Origin of the sequence: Ciceribacter ferrooxidans (assembly GCF_004137355.1) — a bacterium.
GTDB lineage: Bacteria > Pseudomonadota > Alphaproteobacteria > Rhizobiales > Rhizobiaceae > Allorhizobium > Allorhizobium ferrooxidans.
In genome coordinates, this window is record NZ_SDVB01000170.1 from 549,064 (window position 1) to 564,736 (window position 15,673).

The 15,673-nt window shown below is 64.8% G+C and carries 17 protein-coding genes; 12 read left to right on the plus strand and 5 right to left on the minus strand.

Going from position 1 to position 15,673, the window contains the following annotated elements:
- Positions 1 to 189: 189 nt before the first annotated feature.
- Together purM and purN are read left to right on the plus strand one after the other, a co-directional pair.
- A complete protein-coding gene (gene purM, locus EUU22_RS07120; protein WP_129331311.1) occupies positions 190 to 1,263 on the plus strand; it encodes a phosphoribosylformylglycinamidine cyclo-ligase in 1,074 nt (357 codons plus the stop codon).
- On the plus strand, positions 1,260 to 1,916 hold the full coding sequence (gene purN, locus EUU22_RS07125) for a phosphoribosylglycinamide formyltransferase (protein ID WP_129331312.1): 657 nt from the start codon (positions 1,260 to 1,262) through the stop codon (positions 1,914 to 1,916). The genes purM and purN overlap by 4 nt, the downstream gene beginning before the upstream one ends.
- Before the next feature lie 18 nt (positions 1,917 to 1,934).
- Here the strand turns inward: purN and EUU22_RS07130 are convergent, their stop codons facing one another.
- On the minus strand, positions 1,935 to 2,735 hold the full coding sequence (locus tag EUU22_RS07130; protein ID WP_245484922.1) for an SDR family NAD(P)-dependent oxidoreductase: 801 nt from the start codon (positions 2,733 to 2,735) through the stop codon (positions 1,935 to 1,937).
- A gap of 235 nt (positions 2,736 to 2,970) precedes the next feature.
- Between EUU22_RS07130 and EUU22_RS07135 the strand changes: the two genes are divergently transcribed.
- A complete protein-coding gene (locus EUU22_RS07135) occupies positions 2,971 to 3,921 on the plus strand; it encodes an omptin family outer membrane protease (RefSeq protein ID WP_129331314.1) in 951 nt (316 codons plus the stop codon).
- Positions 3,922 to 3,955: 34 nt separating this feature from the next.
- On the opposite strand, the gene EUU22_RS07140 is transcribed toward EUU22_RS07135, so the two are convergent.
- Both EUU22_RS07140 and EUU22_RS07145 read right to left on the minus strand, forming a co-directional pair.
- Positions 3,956 to 4,579 (minus strand): NUDIX domain-containing protein, encoded by a 624-nt coding sequence (locus EUU22_RS07140; protein WP_129331315.1) that lies wholly within the window; start codon positions 4,577 to 4,579, stop codon positions 3,956 to 3,958.
- Positions 4,576 to 6,696 carry a molybdopterin-containing oxidoreductase family protein gene (locus EUU22_RS07145; RefSeq protein ID WP_129331316.1) on the minus strand — a complete coding sequence of 707 codons (2,121 nt, stop codon included), beginning with the start codon at positions 6,694 to 6,696 and terminating at the stop codon, positions 4,576 to 4,578. Before EUU22_RS07145 ends, EUU22_RS07140 begins: the two co-directional genes overlap by 4 nt.
- A 76-nt stretch (positions 6,697 to 6,772) precedes the next feature.
- Here EUU22_RS07145 and EUU22_RS07150 point away from each other — a divergent pair, with 76 nt between their 5' ends.
- The 4 genes from EUU22_RS07150 (at position 6,773) to EUU22_RS07165 (ending at position 9,401) form a co-directional block, all read left to right on the plus strand.
- A complete protein-coding gene (locus EUU22_RS07150) occupies positions 6,773 to 7,624 on the plus strand; it encodes a 23S rRNA (adenine(2030)-N(6))-methyltransferase RlmJ (RefSeq protein ID WP_129331317.1) in 852 nt (283 codons plus the stop codon).
- 80 nt (positions 7,625 to 7,704) lie between these two features.
- Complete coding sequence (locus EUU22_RS07155; protein WP_129331318.1) at positions 7,705 to 8,109, plus strand: hypothetical protein; 405 nt, start codon at positions 7,705 to 7,707, stop codon at positions 8,107 to 8,109.
- A 3-nt stretch (positions 8,110 to 8,112) separates the two neighbouring features.
- On the plus strand, positions 8,113 to 8,784 hold the full coding sequence (locus EUU22_RS07160; protein WP_129331319.1) for a ribonuclease T2 family protein: 672 nt from the start codon (positions 8,113 to 8,115) through the stop codon (positions 8,782 to 8,784).
- Between the two features lie 20 nt (positions 8,785 to 8,804).
- Positions 8,805 to 9,401: a glutathione S-transferase family protein gene (locus EUU22_RS07165; RefSeq protein WP_129331320.1), complete on the plus strand. Its 597-nt coding sequence runs from the start codon at positions 8,805 to 8,807 to the stop codon at positions 9,399 to 9,401.
- 81 nt (positions 9,402 to 9,482) lie between these two features.
- Here the strand turns inward: EUU22_RS07165 and EUU22_RS07170 are convergent, their stop codons facing one another.
- Entirely contained in the window at positions 9,483 to 10,124 is a 642-nt protein-coding gene (locus tag EUU22_RS07170) for an outer membrane protein (protein WP_129331321.1), read from the minus strand.
- A gap of 368 nt (positions 10,125 to 10,492) precedes the next feature.
- Between EUU22_RS07170 and EUU22_RS07175 the strand changes: the two genes are divergently transcribed.
- The 5 genes from EUU22_RS07175 (at position 10,493) to EUU22_RS07195 (ending at position 14,764) form a co-directional block, all read left to right on the plus strand.
- A complete protein-coding gene (locus tag EUU22_RS07175) occupies positions 10,493 to 11,257 on the plus strand; it encodes an SDR family oxidoreductase (protein WP_129331322.1) in 765 nt (254 codons plus the stop codon).
- On the plus strand, positions 11,254 to 13,278 hold the full coding sequence (uvrC, locus tag EUU22_RS07180; RefSeq protein ID WP_129331323.1) for an excinuclease ABC subunit UvrC: 2,025 nt from the start codon (positions 11,254 to 11,256) through the stop codon (positions 13,276 to 13,278). The genes EUU22_RS07175 and uvrC overlap by 4 nt, the downstream gene beginning before the upstream one ends.
- A gap of 184 nt (positions 13,279 to 13,462) precedes the next feature.
- Positions 13,463 to 14,044 (plus strand): CDP-diacylglycerol--glycerol-3-phosphate 3-phosphatidyltransferase, encoded by a 582-nt coding sequence (gene pgsA / locus EUU22_RS07185; RefSeq protein WP_129331324.1) that lies wholly within the window; start codon positions 13,463 to 13,465, stop codon positions 14,042 to 14,044.
- A gap of 5 nt (positions 14,045 to 14,049) precedes the next feature.
- Entirely contained in the window at positions 14,050 to 14,301 is a 252-nt protein-coding gene (gene moaD / locus EUU22_RS07190) for a molybdopterin converting factor subunit 1 (protein WP_129331325.1), read from the plus strand.
- Position 14,302: 1 nt separating this feature from the next.
- Complete coding sequence (locus EUU22_RS07195; RefSeq protein WP_129331501.1) at positions 14,303 to 14,764, plus strand: molybdenum cofactor biosynthesis protein MoaE; 462 nt, start codon at positions 14,303 to 14,305, stop codon at positions 14,762 to 14,764.
- A 9-nt stretch (positions 14,765 to 14,773) separates the two neighbouring features.
- On the opposite strand, the gene EUU22_RS07200 is transcribed toward EUU22_RS07195, so the two are convergent.
- Positions 14,774 to 15,670, minus strand: a complete 897-nt coding sequence (locus EUU22_RS07200) for a branched-chain amino acid ABC transporter permease (RefSeq protein WP_129331326.1) — start codon at positions 15,668 to 15,670, stop codon at positions 14,774 to 14,776.
- Between the last annotated feature and the right edge of the window lie 3 nt (positions 15,671 to 15,673).

Sequence of the window (15,673 nt, forward strand, 5' to 3'; positions counted from 1 at the left end):
GCGACCGGTATGCGTTACGGCGCGCTCCTTAGCCCATGGCCGGCCGAATGGGAACGAAAATCTTCTCCGGCCGGCGCGCAGACGCCGGCATACCTGCTTTTTCACCGGGATTTCCCGGTATTTCCCTTGAATCCCCGCCCCGGTCATGCCATTGCGCGGGAGAACGACGACACCCGATTGGAGAGCCCCATGTCCGAGAACGGCAAGAACGGTCTGACCTATAGCGACGCCGGTGTGGACATCGATGCCGGCAACCTGCTGGTCGAGAAGATCAAGCCGGCCGTCCGGTCCACGCGCCGCCCAGGCGCCGACGGCGAGATCGGCGGCTTCGGCGGCCTCTTCGATCTCAAGGCCGCCGGCTTCAAGGACCCGGTCCTCGTCGCCGCCAATGATGGCGTCGGCACCAAGCTCAAGATCGCCATCGACGCCGGCATCCACGACACGGTCGGCATCGACCTCGTCGCGATGTGCGTCAACGACCTCGTCGTCCAGGGCGCCGAGCCGCTGTTCTTCCTCGACTATTTCGCCACCGGCAAGCTCGATCCCGACCAGGGTGCGGCGATCGTCGGCGGCATTGCCGACGGCTGCCGGGAAGCCGGCTGCGCGCTGATCGGCGGCGAAACCGCCGAAATGCCCGGTATGTACGCCGGCGGTGACTACGACCTCGCGGGCTTTGCCGTCGGTGCGGCCGAGCGCGGACAGCTCCTGCCCGCCGGCGACATCGCCGAAGGCGACGTGATCCTCGGCCTCTCCTCCTCGGGCGTTCATTCCAACGGCTTCTCGCTGGTGCGCAAGATCGTCGAACTTTCCGGCCTTTCCTGGGATGCTCCGGCACCCTTCGCCGAAGGTGCAAGCCTCGGCAGGGCACTGCTTGCGCCGACCCGGATCTACGTGAAGCCGCTCCTGAAGGCGATCCGCGAAACGGGAGCACTGAAGGCGCTCGCCCACATCACCGGCGGCGGCTTCCCGGAGAACATTCCGCGCGTACTGCCGAAGCATCTTGCTGCTGAGATCGACCTCGGCGCCTTCCGCGTGCCCTCCGTCTTCTCCTGGCTCGCAAAGACCGGCGGCGTCGCCCAGAACGAGATGCTGCGGACCTTCAACTGCGGCATCGGCATGATCGTCGTCGTCGCCGAGAAGGATGCCGCCCGCGTTGCCGAAGTGCTTGCCGGCGAAGGTGAGACGGTCGTCACGCTCGGCCGCATGGTCGCCCGCGCCGAAGGTGCGGCGGGCACCGTCTACAAGGGCACGCTCGCCCTATGACCGCGTCGCGCAAACGCGTCGTCGTCTTCATTTCCGGCGGCGGCTCCAACATGATGGCGCTGCTGGCGGCAACGGAAGCCGCCGACTTTCCTGCCGAAATCGTCGGCGTGATCTCCGACAAATCGTCCGCTGGCGGCCTTGCGAAGGCGGCGGCGAAGGGTATCCCGACCTTCGTTTTCGAACGCAAGGCCTATGCCGGGAAAGCGGAACATGAGGCGGCGATCCTCGCGAAGCTCGGCGAGATCGCGCCGGACCTGATCTGCCTCGCCGGATACATGCGCCTTCTGTCGGCCGATTTCATCCGGCCCTATGAGGGGCGCATCCTCAACATTCACCCTTCCCTGCTGCCGCTCTTTCCGGGGCTGCACACGCATCAACGGGCGATCGACGCCGGCATGCGCGTCAGCGGCTGCACCGTGCATTACGTCACGGCCGGCATGGATGACGGCCCGGTGATCGCCCAGTCGGTCGTGCCGATCCTTCCCGACGACACGGAAGACAGCCTGGCGGCGCGCGTGCTCACCGTCGAACACCGAACCTATCCTCTCGCGCTGAAACTCGTCGCCGAGGGCAAGGTGCACATGCGCGCCGACGGCACGGTCGAACGCGCCGGCTTCTTCGGCGAACCGTCGGCGACGCTCGTTTCCGCCTGAGACCCGCCGTCCCCACGACTAGCCTTTCTTCTTGCGCGATCCCATGAAGACTTCCGCCGCCTTCGCCTGGAGGCTGCGCGGAGCAAGCCGCGTCGAAAATGCCATGATACGGTTGGCGAGACCGGTGACCACGGCCGGCCTGCCGGCATAGAGCGCCCGAAGCCCCTCTTCCACGACCGGCCCCGGCTGCATGAGGTCGGCACGGGCGCCCCATTTCAAGACATGGCCGGCGCGCGCCCAGAATTCCGTCTCCGTCGGCCCCGGACACAGCACCGAGACGACGACCTTGCGCCGGCGCAGTTCCTCGTGCAGCGCATGCGCAAACGAGAGCACATAGGCCTTGCTGGCGGCATAAACCGCGTAACCGGGAATCGGCTGGAAGGCCGCGGTGCTTGCGACGAGCAGGACATGACCGCCGCCGCGCTCCGCCATGTCGGCGGCGAAGGCGTGGGTGAGTTCGGTGAGGGCGGCGACATTGACCGCCACCATGCCGCCGACCGCCTCCGTCGGCTGAGCGTGGAAGCGTCCGTGAAGCCCGAAGCCGGCATTGTTGACCAGCGTCTCGACCGCAATGCCACGCGCCTCGACGGCGCGCTTCAGCACCTGCGCTGCGCCCGCGTCGGCGAGATCGGCCGGTTCGACGGCGATCTCGACGCCATGGCCGGAACGAAGCGCTTCCGCGAGCTCTTCGAGGGGAGCCGCATGCCTCGCCGAGACCACGAGATTATAGCCGCGCCGGGCGAGCGCTTCGCAGAAGGCGCGGCCGAGACCGCCCGTCGCACCCGTCACGAGGGCCCATTTCGGCGCTCCATCCGCCATAACCATTTCCTTCCGGTCGAGAGAGATGCCGCAAGATAACGGCCACGGCGGGAGCGTCAACAGCGACCGCCAGAGATGCAGGAGCGATCCATCGGGTCCCGGCATCGCAGGAAAGGCAGACTTAGAACCAGTTTTGGACTGCAACGAACCCAGATATGGCCCTTCCAAGCCGTTGATGGGAAAGGCCTTCCTCTCGTATTGAGAATTCACGAAATGTTCAGCCGTGGGGGTCTCAATGCATTACCGGAACTTCAAATCGGCAGCCGCCTGCTGCCTTCTCCTTACTGCGCCGACTGCGGCTCTCGCGGAGGACACGCTGTTCTCCTCGTCCGACGGAAGCTTCGTGATCTTCGGCGGCGTCGGCCTCGCCAACGTCAAGGCCGACGAATTCGTCTACAACAACGGCAAGAAGCTCAGCGAGCTTAACTGGCAGAGCAAGGGTATCACGCTCTTCACCATCGGTGCCGACGCCCAGCTCGACAAGAACTGGAGCGTCCGAGGCGATTTCAACGTCGGCACCGGCGGCGACGGTCACATGGTCGACTACGACTGGATGAGCGCGACGCACGACGAGTGGAGCGACCGGTCCACCCACCCCGATACCCAGCTCGACCACTATTTCAGCGGCTCGCTGGAAGTCGACCGCGCCGTCTACAGCGACGACAGCACCAATCTCGCCGTCGGCCTCGGCTTCCGCTACACCGACGTCAAATGGACCGCATACGGCGGTTCCTACATCTATTCGAGCGGCGACCCGCTCTTCCGCGACCTGACCGGCACCTTCACGCCCGGCGAAAAGGGCATCAGCTACCAGCAGCAGATCCCGATTGGCTTCCTGAGTGTCAACGGCGAGCACAAGGTCGGCAAGTTCACGATCAGCGGCGGCCTGGAAGGCGGCCTGAGCTTCGGCATCGAGGACATCGACGATCACTGGCAGCGTGACCTGCGCTTCTACGACAGCATGAAGGCAGCCCCGATGCTCGGCGCCAAGGTCTCCGTCGACTACGCGCTGACCGAGAGCGCGTCGCTCTACGTCTCCGGTGCCTACCAGCAGGTGTTTCACGCCTATGGCGACATGAAGTACTACGACACGACGACGGACACCCTCGTGGGTTCGGAGCAGGACGCCGCCGGCGCAACCTTCCAGTCGATGTCGGTATCCTTCGGCCTCAAGGGCACGTTCTGAGGAAATCGCGGGGGCGGTGCGACGTGTGCCGCCCCTACCCTTCCTGCACCTGCAGTTCGCCCGCGCGGACAAGTTTTTCCCGGTTCAGCGCCGCCCATTGCAGCAGCATGATCGTCTTGGCGTCGCAGATCGCGCCCGTCCCGATCATTTCGAGTGCCTCGTCGAGGGCGACCTCCGAGAGTTCGAGATCCTCATGCTCGTGGTCGACGCCACCACCTGCTGCGATCTTGTCCGCCGCGGTGACGGTTGCGGCGTAGAAATAGATCTTCTCCGTCAGTGATCCCGGAGAACTGTAGGCAGCAAACAGGAAACGTGGGCTATCGATCCGGTAGCCGGTTTCCTCGAGCACCTCGCGGCAGACCGCTGCTTCCGGCTCCTCGTCGTCGACGGCGCCGGCCGGAACCTCCAGCAGGAAGGCAGGGTCTCCCATCAGGTGGACGGGAATGCGGAACTGCCGCACGAGAACGACCGTGTCGCGCGTCGGATCGAACAGCAATATCGCCACGGCGCGGCCTCGATCGAAGACCTCCCAGACGAGTTCGCTCTCGCGGCCGTCGTCACGGCGATAGTCGAAGGTGACGCGCCGCAAATGGCTCCAGCCCTTCCAGAGCGTCTCGTCCTTGCGAATGGTGATCCCGGTGCGGTCGAACTTGCTCATGCGGCGTCCTTTGCGAGCCAGACCTTGTTGTCATGGAAGGCGGCACCACCGTGGGGCGCGACCGCGTCGGCTCCGGTCAGCACGTTGATGCCCTCGCCGTCGACATGCGCCTTGTTCGGCCATATCCCCTCGGCGACCAACACGCCCGGCTTCACCGCCTCCGTCACACGGGCGTGGATGCGCAGCGAGCCGCGACGGTTGCCGAGGCGGACCAGATCGCCGGGCTCGACACCCAGTCGTGCGGCGTCGGACGGATTGATCATCACTTCCGGCCTGCCCTCCTTCTCGGCCGAGGTACGGGTCTCGGAGAAGCTCGAATTCAGGAAGTTGCGCGCCGGCGAAGTTGCCAGCCGGAAGGGATGCTCGGCATCCGCCACCTCGATGATGTCCACCTGATCGGGGAAGGTCGGGAGTTGGTCGACCGGTCCGAGGATGCCGACCGAGGCCGGCGGCCGGTTCGGTGCCGGGGCCCGCGCCCAGTCGGGGCGGAAGCGGAACTTGCCGTCGGGATACCCGAAACCATTGAGGAAATGCGCCTCCTCGAAGGAGGGCTGGCAGTCCAACCACTTCTCTTCGGCCAGCACGTCGAAGCCCGGCTTGCCGCTCGCCTTCAGCATGCGGTCGATGTGCTCGCGCTCCGTCAGCCCGAAGCCCGGACGGTCGGCGACGCCGAGGCGTTTGGCGAGTTCCTCGATGACGAAGAGATTGGTGCGCACCGTCGCCGGCGGCTCGACGAGCTTCGGGCCGAGCAGGATATGGCTCTGCCCGCCGGCACGGTAGATGTCGTCGTGCTCGACGAACATGGTCGCCGGCAGCACGATGTCGGCGAGCTCGGCCGTCTCGGTCATGAACTGCTCGTGGACTGCAACAAACAGGTCATCGCGCAGGAAGCCCCGCTTCACGAGGCGCTGCTCCGGCGCGACGTTCGCCGGATTGGTGTTCTGGATCAGGAGCGCCGTCACCGGTCCGCGGTGACGCAACGCCTCCGCGTCGCCGGTCAACACCCGGCCGATCTGCGACTGGTCGAGGACACGGACGTCGGGATCGAGATAGGAGGTGCCCGTCAGTTCCGCCTTGTTCAGACGGAAGATGTCGCCGTTGTTGTGGAAGGCGCCGCCGCCCTCGTACTGCCAGCTGCCGAGGACGGTCGGCACGCAGAGCGCCGCATGCATCGACACCGTGCCGTTGCGGCTGCGGGCAAAGCCGTAGCCGAGCCGGAAGAAGGTCTTCTTCGTCGTGCCGACGAGCCGGGCGAAGGCCTCGATCTCCTCGACCGACAATCCCGTGATTGCCGCCGCCCATTGCGGCGTGCGGGTGGCGAGATGTGCCTCGAGCCCCGCCGGATCGTCGGTAAACTTCTCCATGTAGGCGCGATCGGCATAACCGTCGCGGAAGGCGATGTGCATGACCGCGCAGGCGAGCGCCGCATCGGTTCCGGGCCTGAGAATGAGGCCGAGATCCGCCTGCTTCATCGTCGGGTTGTCGTAGACGTCGACGACGACGATCCTGGCGCCGCGCTCCTTGCGGGCGCGGGTCGCATGCGTCATCACGTTGACCTGGGTGGCAACCGCATTGGTGCCCCAGATGACGACGCAATCGGCCTTCGCCATCTCGCGCGGGTCGACGCCGCGCAGCGCCCCGGTGCCCATCACATAACCGGTCCAGGCCATATTGGTGCAGATCGTGCCCATGAAGCCGGAATAGCGCTTGGCATGGCGCAGACGCTCGATCGAGTCGCGCTGTACCTGCCCCATCGTGCCGGCGTAGAAATAGGGCCAGACCGCCTCGCTGCCATGCACCTGCTCGGCCTTGACGAAGGCGTCGGCGATCTCGTCGAGCGCCTCGTCCCAGGAAACCTCCTGCCAGACACCCTCGCCCTTGCCGCCCTTGCGCCGCTTCGGCGTCAGCAGGCGGCCGGGATGGTAGAGCCGCTCGGCGTAGCGGGCGACCTTGGCGCAGATGACGCCGGCGGTGTAATCGTTGTCGGCGGCCCCGCGGACGCGTCCGATGCGGCCGTTTTCGTCGATATCGACGTCGAGCGCGCAGGTGGATGGACAGTCGTGCGGACAGGCCGTATGACCGACGGAACGGGTTCGGATGGGGCTCGCTAAGTTCATGCCCGCATGTATATGGCAAGCGGCAGGCGCCTTAAAGGTCCATTCCAAGAATTCATAAGAGCCATCGGAAACACAGATGAACTACCGCCACATCTACCACGCCGGCAACTTCGCCGATGTGCTGAAGCACGCCGTGCTGGCGCGCCTGATCGTCTATCTGCAGCAGAAGGACAAGGCTTTCCGGGTGCTCGACACGCATGCCGGCATCGGGCTCTACGACTTCTCCTCCGAGGAGGCGCAGAAGACCGGCGAGTGGCGCGACGGCATCGGCCGGTTGATGGAGGCCGAACTTCCGGAGGGCGTCGCGGCCCTGCTCGCACCCTATCTCGACGCCATCCGTACGCTCAATCCGCAAGGACCGATCACCCTCTATCCGGGATCGCCGAAGCTCGCGCGGATGCTCTTCCGTCCGCAGGACCGGCTCTCGGCGATGGAGCTTCATCCGGACGACAGCCGCGCGCTCGCCCGGCTGTTCGAGGGTGACTACCAGGTGCGGGTGACCGAACTCGACGGCTGGCTGGCGCTCGGCGCGCATCTGCCGCCGAAGGAAAAGCGCGGCATCGTGCTCGTCGATCCGCCCTTCGAGGAGGCGGGCGAATACGAACGCCTGGTCGACGGCCTCGCGAAAGCGTATCGGCGCTTTGCAACCGGTACCTATTGCCTCTGGTATCCAATCAAGAAGGGTGCCCCGATCGCCGAATTCCACGAGGCGCTGAAGGCGCTCGAGATCCCGAAAATGCTCTGCGCCGAGCTTTCCGTGCGCAGCGATCGCGAGACGACAGGGCTCAGCGGTTCGGGCCTCATCATCGTCAATCCGCCCTTCACGCTGAAGGACGAGTTGCATCTGCTGCTGCCCGAACTGAAGCGCGTCCTGGCGCAGGATCGTTTCGCCTCGCAGCGCTGCTTCTGGCTGCGCGGCGAGAGCTGACGAAGCCGTCGCCCGCGGCATCGATCGCCCTTGACCTCCTTCCTGTTTGACAACATTCTGGCGGCAAACAGGAGAGGGCCATGGGTGCGAAATTCCTCGTCAGAGCATGCCTTGCGGTCGCCGCCGCGGCGCTTTCGGTGACGGACAGCCAGGCCGCGACACCGCGTTGCGACGATGCGGCCGTGGTCGGTTCAGTCGAAAGCCGATTCTCCCGCAACAACCGGCAGTTTCTGAAGACGGATCTCTCGATCGCCGACTTCGGCATCATCCGCGAAACCGGTTTCCGGCCGCCTGACGAGACCCATCGTGTCGAGCGGCGCTTCTGTCATGCAACGGTCACCACCAGCGACGGCCTCGGTCGCAATCTCTGGTATCTGATCGAAAGCACATGGGGCTTCGCGGGTCTCGGTTCGTCCGTCGAGTTCTGTACCGACGGCCTCGATCCGTGGCACGTCTACGGCGCCCGCTGCGCATCGCTCCGCTGACCGATGCGCTTGCCTGCCAAACTGAACCCGCTGCGCGCGGCGGCTCTCGCCGGTGCCATCCTGATCCTTCCGAACGGTGCGAGAGCGGACGATCCGCCGAAGCGTTCCGGGTTCGACTTCTATGTGCTCGCTCTTTCCTGGTCGCCGACCTTCTGTGCGAGCCCCAAGGCCTCCGGCAACCGGGACCAATGCGGCGACGGAAAGCGCTACGGGCTCGTGGTCCACGGTCTCTGGCCGCAATACGAGCGCGGTTATCCGGAAGACTGCCCGAGCGACCAGCCGCGCCGGGTGCCGGACAAGCTCGGACGCACGCTCTTCGACATCATGCCGAGCATGGGGCTGATCGGCCATCAGTGGCGCAAGCACGGCACCTGCACCGGACTTAGCCAGGCAGAGTATTTCGCGCTCACCCGCGCCGCCTACCAGCGCGTCCGCATTCCCGACACGCTGAAAGCGGCGGAGAGAACGCAGACTGTCGACATCGATGCGATCGAGACGCAATTCACCAGCGTCAATGCCGGCTTGTCCCGCCGGGCGCTGGCGCTCACCTGCGAACGCGGCAAGCTTTCCGAAATCCGCGTCTGCCTGACACCGCAACTCGCTTTCCGCGACTGTCCGGAGATCGACGCGCAGGCCTGTTCCCTCCCCTCTGTCGCGGTGCCGCCGGCACGGTGAACAACCGAACTGGAAGAACGATGAAACTCCTCTGCTCCTCCACCTCGCCCTATTCCTCGAAAGTGCGCATGGCGCTTCGCTATCTCGACATCGAAGCAGAGGTGGTGCGGGTCGCCACCAGCGAAGACCCGCCGGAACTGATCGACAACAATCCGCTCGGCAAGATCCCGACGCTTCTTTCCGATCAGGACGGGCCGATCTTCGACAACGTCGCCATCATGCACTATCTCGATCGCCGCTCGAAGGGCGGGCTCTATCCGCGCAAAAGACGCAAGCGCACCGAGGCGGAGGTGCTGGAAGCGCTCTGCGACGGGATCACCGACTGCCTCGTCGCGATCGTCTACGAACGGCGCCAGCGCCCGGAAGAACGCGTGCATCAGCCCTATATCGACCGGCAATGGCAGAAGGTGAGCCGCGGGCTCGATTACCTGAACGCCAACCTGCCGAAAACCGGCAAGTCGCTTCACGGCGGGCATTTTTCCCTGGCGGCGCTGATCGGCTACCTGATGCTCCGCTTCCCCGGCGAGTGGGAGGACGGGCGCACGGCGCTGGCCGCCTGGCCGCAGAAATTCGAGAAGCGTTTCGAGGATTATGCGGAACTGAAGCCGCAGGCGTGATCGCCAACCGACAACGGCAAAGCAGAACAAAAAAAGCCGGGCGCTGGGCCCGGCTTTTCTCGTGATGTCGTCTTGCGGCGATCAGAACTTGACGCCGATACCGACCTTGACGCTGTGATCGTCGAAACCACGCGAGACGGTCGCACCGTCGAGGTCGAAGTCGCGAGACTGGTAGTCGGTGTAGCGATACTCGACGCGAGCCGTGATGTTGTTCGTGACCATGGCTTCGACACCGGCACCGACGGTGTAACCGGCGGCAAGTTTCTCATCCGAGTCGGTGGCGCTCTCGAGCTTGTTGTTCGAAAGCGCGAGACCGGCCGTACCATAGATCAGGAAGGGGTTCATGTCGTAGCCGACGCGGCCACGGAGAGACCCGTTCACGCCCTGCGTACCGGTCAGGCCGGTACCGGCGTCACCGTCTTCGCCGGTATAGGCGATGTCGGCTTCCGCACCGTAGACGATCTGGCCGTTCTGGAAGTTGTAGCCGCCGTAGAGCGAGCCACCGAAGCCCTTGGCGTCATAATCGCCACTGCCGAAACGGCCCCAGTCGTAGTTCGCGGTCGCACCGACATAGGCACCGGCCCAGTTGCTGACGGGCGCGCTGTAGCTTTCGGTCGCGGCAGGAGCCTCGGGGATCTGGTCGACGGCATCGGCGGCCTGAGCGGTCGAGAACGTCGCGACACCGGCGGCGGTTGCCATGAGGATCATAACGAGTTTACGCATACTAGTCTCCTTTTCAGTCCGTTGCCGCAGGCGAACATTTCAAAGTGGCGGCATGAACAATTGAGCGGGTTACCTCGCCCGTTCCGAGAATAAATGTGGCGGCCAATTGAGGAATTGGAAGAGCCGAATTGTGAATTCATTGTGGCACAGAAATGACGGAAATTAGATGTTGCTAAACCGCAACAAACTTTTTGTTAACTATGTTTAATGTTGTTTCGATTAATACTCGTTAATATCACAATTGAACTTCAGTCTTACCAAGTAGAACGCAGGCGAGGATATCGAAAAGAATTTGCATTCCCTATTTAAGAATGAGCGATACGACATATATGCGAGGCAGTTCATCAGAAGTCGAAAGCAGAGCGGAAATGGAAAAAGGCATACCGAAGACCGCCCTCGTCACCGGTTCGGGAAAAAGACTTGGTCGCGCAATCGTCGAGGATCTGGCGCGCCACGGTTTCGCCGTCGCCATCCACGTCAACGGTTCGGTGGACGACGCCGAAGCGCTTGCAGACGACTTGCGGCGCGACGGCACACGGACGGCGGTGCTTGCCGCCGATTTCCGTGACATCGCGCAGACGGCCGCACTCATGGATGCCGCCAATGCCGCTCTCGGTCCGATCGGGCTCCTCGTCAACAATGCCTCGGTGTTTCTGGAAGACGATGCCAGCGCCTTCGACGCGGAGAGCTTCTCCGCCCATTTCGATCTGCATGTCCGCGCGCCGTCGATCCTCGGCGCGGCCTTCTTCCGGCAGGTGCCGGACGACGCACGGGGGCTGATCGTCAACATCGTCGACCAGCGGGTGCTGGCACCCACGCCCTCCTTCTATTCCTATACGCTGTCGAAATCCGCCCTGCTTGCGGCGACTCGGACGATGGCGCAGGCTTTCGCGCCGAAGGTCCGCGTGAACGGCATCGGTCCGGGGCCGACATTCCGCAGCACCCGGCAGGAGGAAGCGGACTTCCAGGCGCAGATCGACGCCCTACCGCTCGGCCGCGGACCGGAGCTTGCGGAATTCGGGCGGACGATCCGCTTTCTTTTTGACACGCCGTCGATCACCGGCCAAATGATTGCCGTCGACGGCGGCCAGCATCTTGCCTGGCAGAGGCCGGGCACGGAGATTGTGGAATGACGGGAGGAAAGCTGCCGGACGGCGGCGTTCTCTATGACGGGACCGAGGATGAGGACGAAGGCGTCGTCGAGAGCGAATCGCCCGTGTCCGCGCTTCCGATCGACTGGAACGAGGGCGGCATCGACCACCAAGGCCTCTCCGGTGCGGAACTGATCGGCGAGTTCGTCAAGAAGCTGCCGAACAGCCCCGGCGTCTACCGAATGATGAACGCCGACGGCGACGTGCTCTATGTCGGCAAGGCCCGCAGCCTCAAGAAGCGCGTCGGCAACTATGCGCAGGGCCGCGTGCATTCCAACCGTATCGCACGCATGGTGCGCGAGACGGCGCATATGGAATTCGTCACGACCCGGACCGAGGTCGAGGCGCTGCTGCTCGAGGCCAATCTCATCAAGCGACTGAGGCCGCGCTTCAACGTCCTGCTGCGCGACGACAAGAGCTTTCCCTATATCCTGATCACCGGCGACAGCCGGGCGCCGGCGATCTTCAAGCACCGGGGCGCGCGTGCCCGCAAGGGCGACTATTTCGGCCCCTTCGCCTCGGCGAGCGCCGTCGGCCGCACGATCAATTCGCTGCAGCGGGCCTTTCTCCTGCGCACCTGCACCGACAGCGTCTTCGAGACGCGCACGCGCCCCTGCCTGCTCTACCAGATCAAGCGCTGCTCCGGCCCCTGCACGCGTGAGATCAGCGATGAAGGCTATGCCGGGCTCGTCCGGGAAGCGAAGGACTTCCTCTCCGGCAAGAGCCAGAACGTCAAGGCGGCGATCGCGAAGGCGATGAACGAGGCAGCGGAAAACCTCGACTTCGAGCGCGCAGCCGTCTTCCGCGACAGGCTGGCGGCACTTTCCCACGTGCAGAGCCACCAAGGCATCAACCCGGCCGGCATCGAAGAGGCTGACGTCTTCGCGATCCATCACGAAGGCGGGCTCTCCTGCATACAGGTCTTCTTCTTCCGCACCGGCCAGAACTGGGGCAACCGCGCCTATTTCCCGAAGGCGGACCCGCAGCTTTCCGGCGCCGAGGTGCTCGGCGCCTTCCTCACGCAGTTCTACGACGACAAGCCCTGCCCGCGGCAGGTGCTGCTCTCGGAAACGATCGAGGAACAGGACCTGCTCGCCGCCGCCCTTTCCGAGCGCGCCGGCCACAAGGTGCAGGTGCTCGTGCCGCAGCGCGGCGAAAAAAAGGACATTCTCGACCACGTGGTCGCCAATGCCCGCGAGGCACACGGCCGCAAGCTTGCAGAAACGGCCTCGCAATCGCGCCTGCTCGCAGGCTTTGCCGAGACCTTCGGCCTGCCTTACGTCCCCCGCCGCATCGAGATCTACGACAACTCGCACATCATGGGCACGAATGCCGTCGGCGGCATGGTGGTGGCGGGGCCGGAAGGCTTCGTGAAGAACCAGTACCGCAAGTTCAACATCCGCTCGACGGACATCACCCCCGGCGACGACTTCGGCATGATGCGGGAGGTGATGACGCGGCGTTTCTCGCGCCTGCTGAAGGAAGAGGGCAAGCCCGACCGCAGCCAGCCGCCGGCCGAAGATGCGGAAAGCCAGTTCCCCGCCTGGCCGGACGTCATCCTGATCGACGGCGGCCAGGGCCAGATGACGGCTGTGCGCGCCATCCTCGACGACCTCGACATCCGCGACTGCGTGACGGCGATCGGCGTCGCCAAGGGCGTCGACCGCGACGCCGGCCGCGAGCGCTTCTTCATCGAGGGGCGGCCCGATTTCACCCTGCCGCCGCGTGACCCCGTGCTCTATTTCATCCAGCGGCTGCGCGACGAGGCGCACCGCTTCGCGATCGGCTCGCACCGGGCGCGGCGCAAGAAGGAGATGGTCAAGAACCCGCTCGACGAGATCGGCGGAATCGGCCCGTCCCGCAAGCGGGCGCTTCTCCAGCATTTCGGCACGGCGAAGGCCGTCTCGCGAGCGGCGATCAGCGACCTCACTTCGGTCGAGGGCATTTCCGAAGCCGTCGCCCGCCAGATCTACAATCACTTTCACGAGAGCGGCACGGAATAGGCCCGGCCGCCGGCGATCAATCCCCGACATGCGCGCGTGCAGAATTGCGCGTGTCGGAATCACAAACATCTCAGTTCCGCCGCAGGTCTATGTGACGGAAGACGAAAAAACCGGTGGGTCACCAGTTGACGGTGATGAGAGAAAACCGTCATCTACACCCGAATTGAGAAATCACAGGTCTTTCATGGCGTCCCGCGCACTAAACATCCCCAATCTGCTGACCTATGGCCGCATCGTCGCGGTTCCCGTCATCGTTCTCTGCTTCTTCGTCGAGGGACGACTCGCGAGCTCCGACTGGGCTCGCTGGACGGCACTGACGCTCTTCATCATCGCCTCGGTCACCGACTTCTTCGACGGCTATCTGGCGCGCATCTGGAACCAGACCTCGAACATCGGCCGCATGCTCGACCCGATCGCCGACAAGCTGCTGGTCGCCTCCGTCCTGCTGCTGATGGCAGCCGACGGCACCATCGCCGGCTGGTCGCTCTGGGCGGCGATCACCATTCTCTGCCGCGAAATCCTCGTCTCGGGGCTCAGGGAATATCTGGCGGCACTCAAGGTCAGCGTGCCGGTCACCCGCATCGCCAAGTGGAAGACGACGATCCAGATGGTCGCCATCGCCTTCCTGCTCGCCGGCCCCGCCGGTGACAAATTCCTGCCCTATACGACGGAAGCCGGCATCACGCTTCTCTGGATCGCAGCCCTGCTGACGATCTACACCGGTTACGACTACTTCCGTGCCGGCGTGAAGCACATGGTGGACTGACTGCGATGAAGCTCGTCTATTTCGCATGGGTGCGGGAGAGGATCGGCAAGGGCGAGGAAGAGCTCGACCTGCCGGAGAGCGTCGTCACGGCCGGCGACCTCATCCAGTACCTGAGCGGGCTCGGCGAGGAATACGAGGCCGCCTTCCAGTTTCCGCAGGCGATCCGCGTCGCAGTGAACCAGGAGCACGTGGAGCACCACGAGCCGATCGCCGGCGCCCGCGAGATCGGCCTGTTTCCGCCAATGACGGGTGGCTGAGATGGCTGCCGCGCCGAGCATCCGCGTCCAGCGCGAGGATTTCGACGCCACTGCCGAGACCGCGGCGCTGACGGCCGGACGCCAGGATATCGGTGCCGTGGTCAGCTTCGTCGGCCTTTGCCGTGACGAGGCCGGCACGCTTTCCGCCCTTGAGCTCGAACACTATCCCGGCATGGCGGAGGCGGAGATGCGGCGCATCGCCGGCATCGCCATCGAGCGCTTCGGGCTTCTCTGCCTCACCGCCATCCACCGCTACGGCAAGATCGCGCCCGGCGAGAATATCGTGCTGGTCATTGCGGCCGCCCCGCATCGTCAAGCCGCCTTCGATGGCGCCGCGTTCATGATGGATTATCTGAAAACTTCCGCCCCCTTCTGGAAGAAGGAGCACCGGCGCGACGGTTCCGCCGGAGACTGGGTCTCGGCCAAGGACGCCGACACCCGCGCGCTCGACAAGTGGCGATAGGCGCCATTCTTAGGGGATCGCCCGCTCCTGCCGGCTGATCACCAACACGGTCACCAAGCCTCCGACAATGACGAGATCCCGCCAGAGGATGGGGCCGTAGCCGCTCCAGAGCGTCTCGGCGAGAGCGACGGCGGCGGCACCGAGCGCCGAGCGCAGCGGCACCGAATAGCCGCCGGCCGCAGCCACCAGCACCACCTTGAGGCCGAACATCAGCCCCGCCCCGAAATCCATCGTGCCGTAATACGAAGTCGCGAGCACACCGCAGACGGCGGCGATCGCCGCCGAGGCGACGTAGGACCAGACGAAGACGGCGCGCGCATCCGTCCCGCACATCTCGGCGGCCAGCGGATCGTCGGCGACGCCGCGCCAGACCCGGCCCAGGCGGGTGCGTGTGAGAAGCAGGTGGCCCACGAAGACGAGCGAGACCATTATCGCGGCATTCAAAAGCTGGATGAGCGTCAGCGTCACCTTGAAGCCACCGTCGGCCCAGAAGACGACTTCGCGGTTGAGGAAGGGCGAGAGCCACAGGCCGCGGCTCTCCATGGCGATCCGCACCATCTCCTCCAGCACTACGAGCACGCCGAGCGAGGCGACGATCACCGTGTTCGGCGAGGCCCGCCGCAGCGGCAACATCACGTGGCGGCCGATCAGCACCGCGGCGCCGAACGTATAGAGCAAGGAGGCCGCGGCGCCGAGGGCGAGCGCCGCCGGCAGCACGAGATAGAGCTGGTTCCAGCCGGCGTGGGCGAAGAAGACATAGATCTGTCCGGCGAAGGCGAAGAGCGCACCGAAGGTGATGTCGGCACGGCGCGTCATGGCGAAGGCGAGCGAATAGCCGAAGGCGAGCGCCGCATAGAGCGCGGCGACCGGCACCGCATTGGCGAGTTGCTGCAACAGATAAGCCATGAT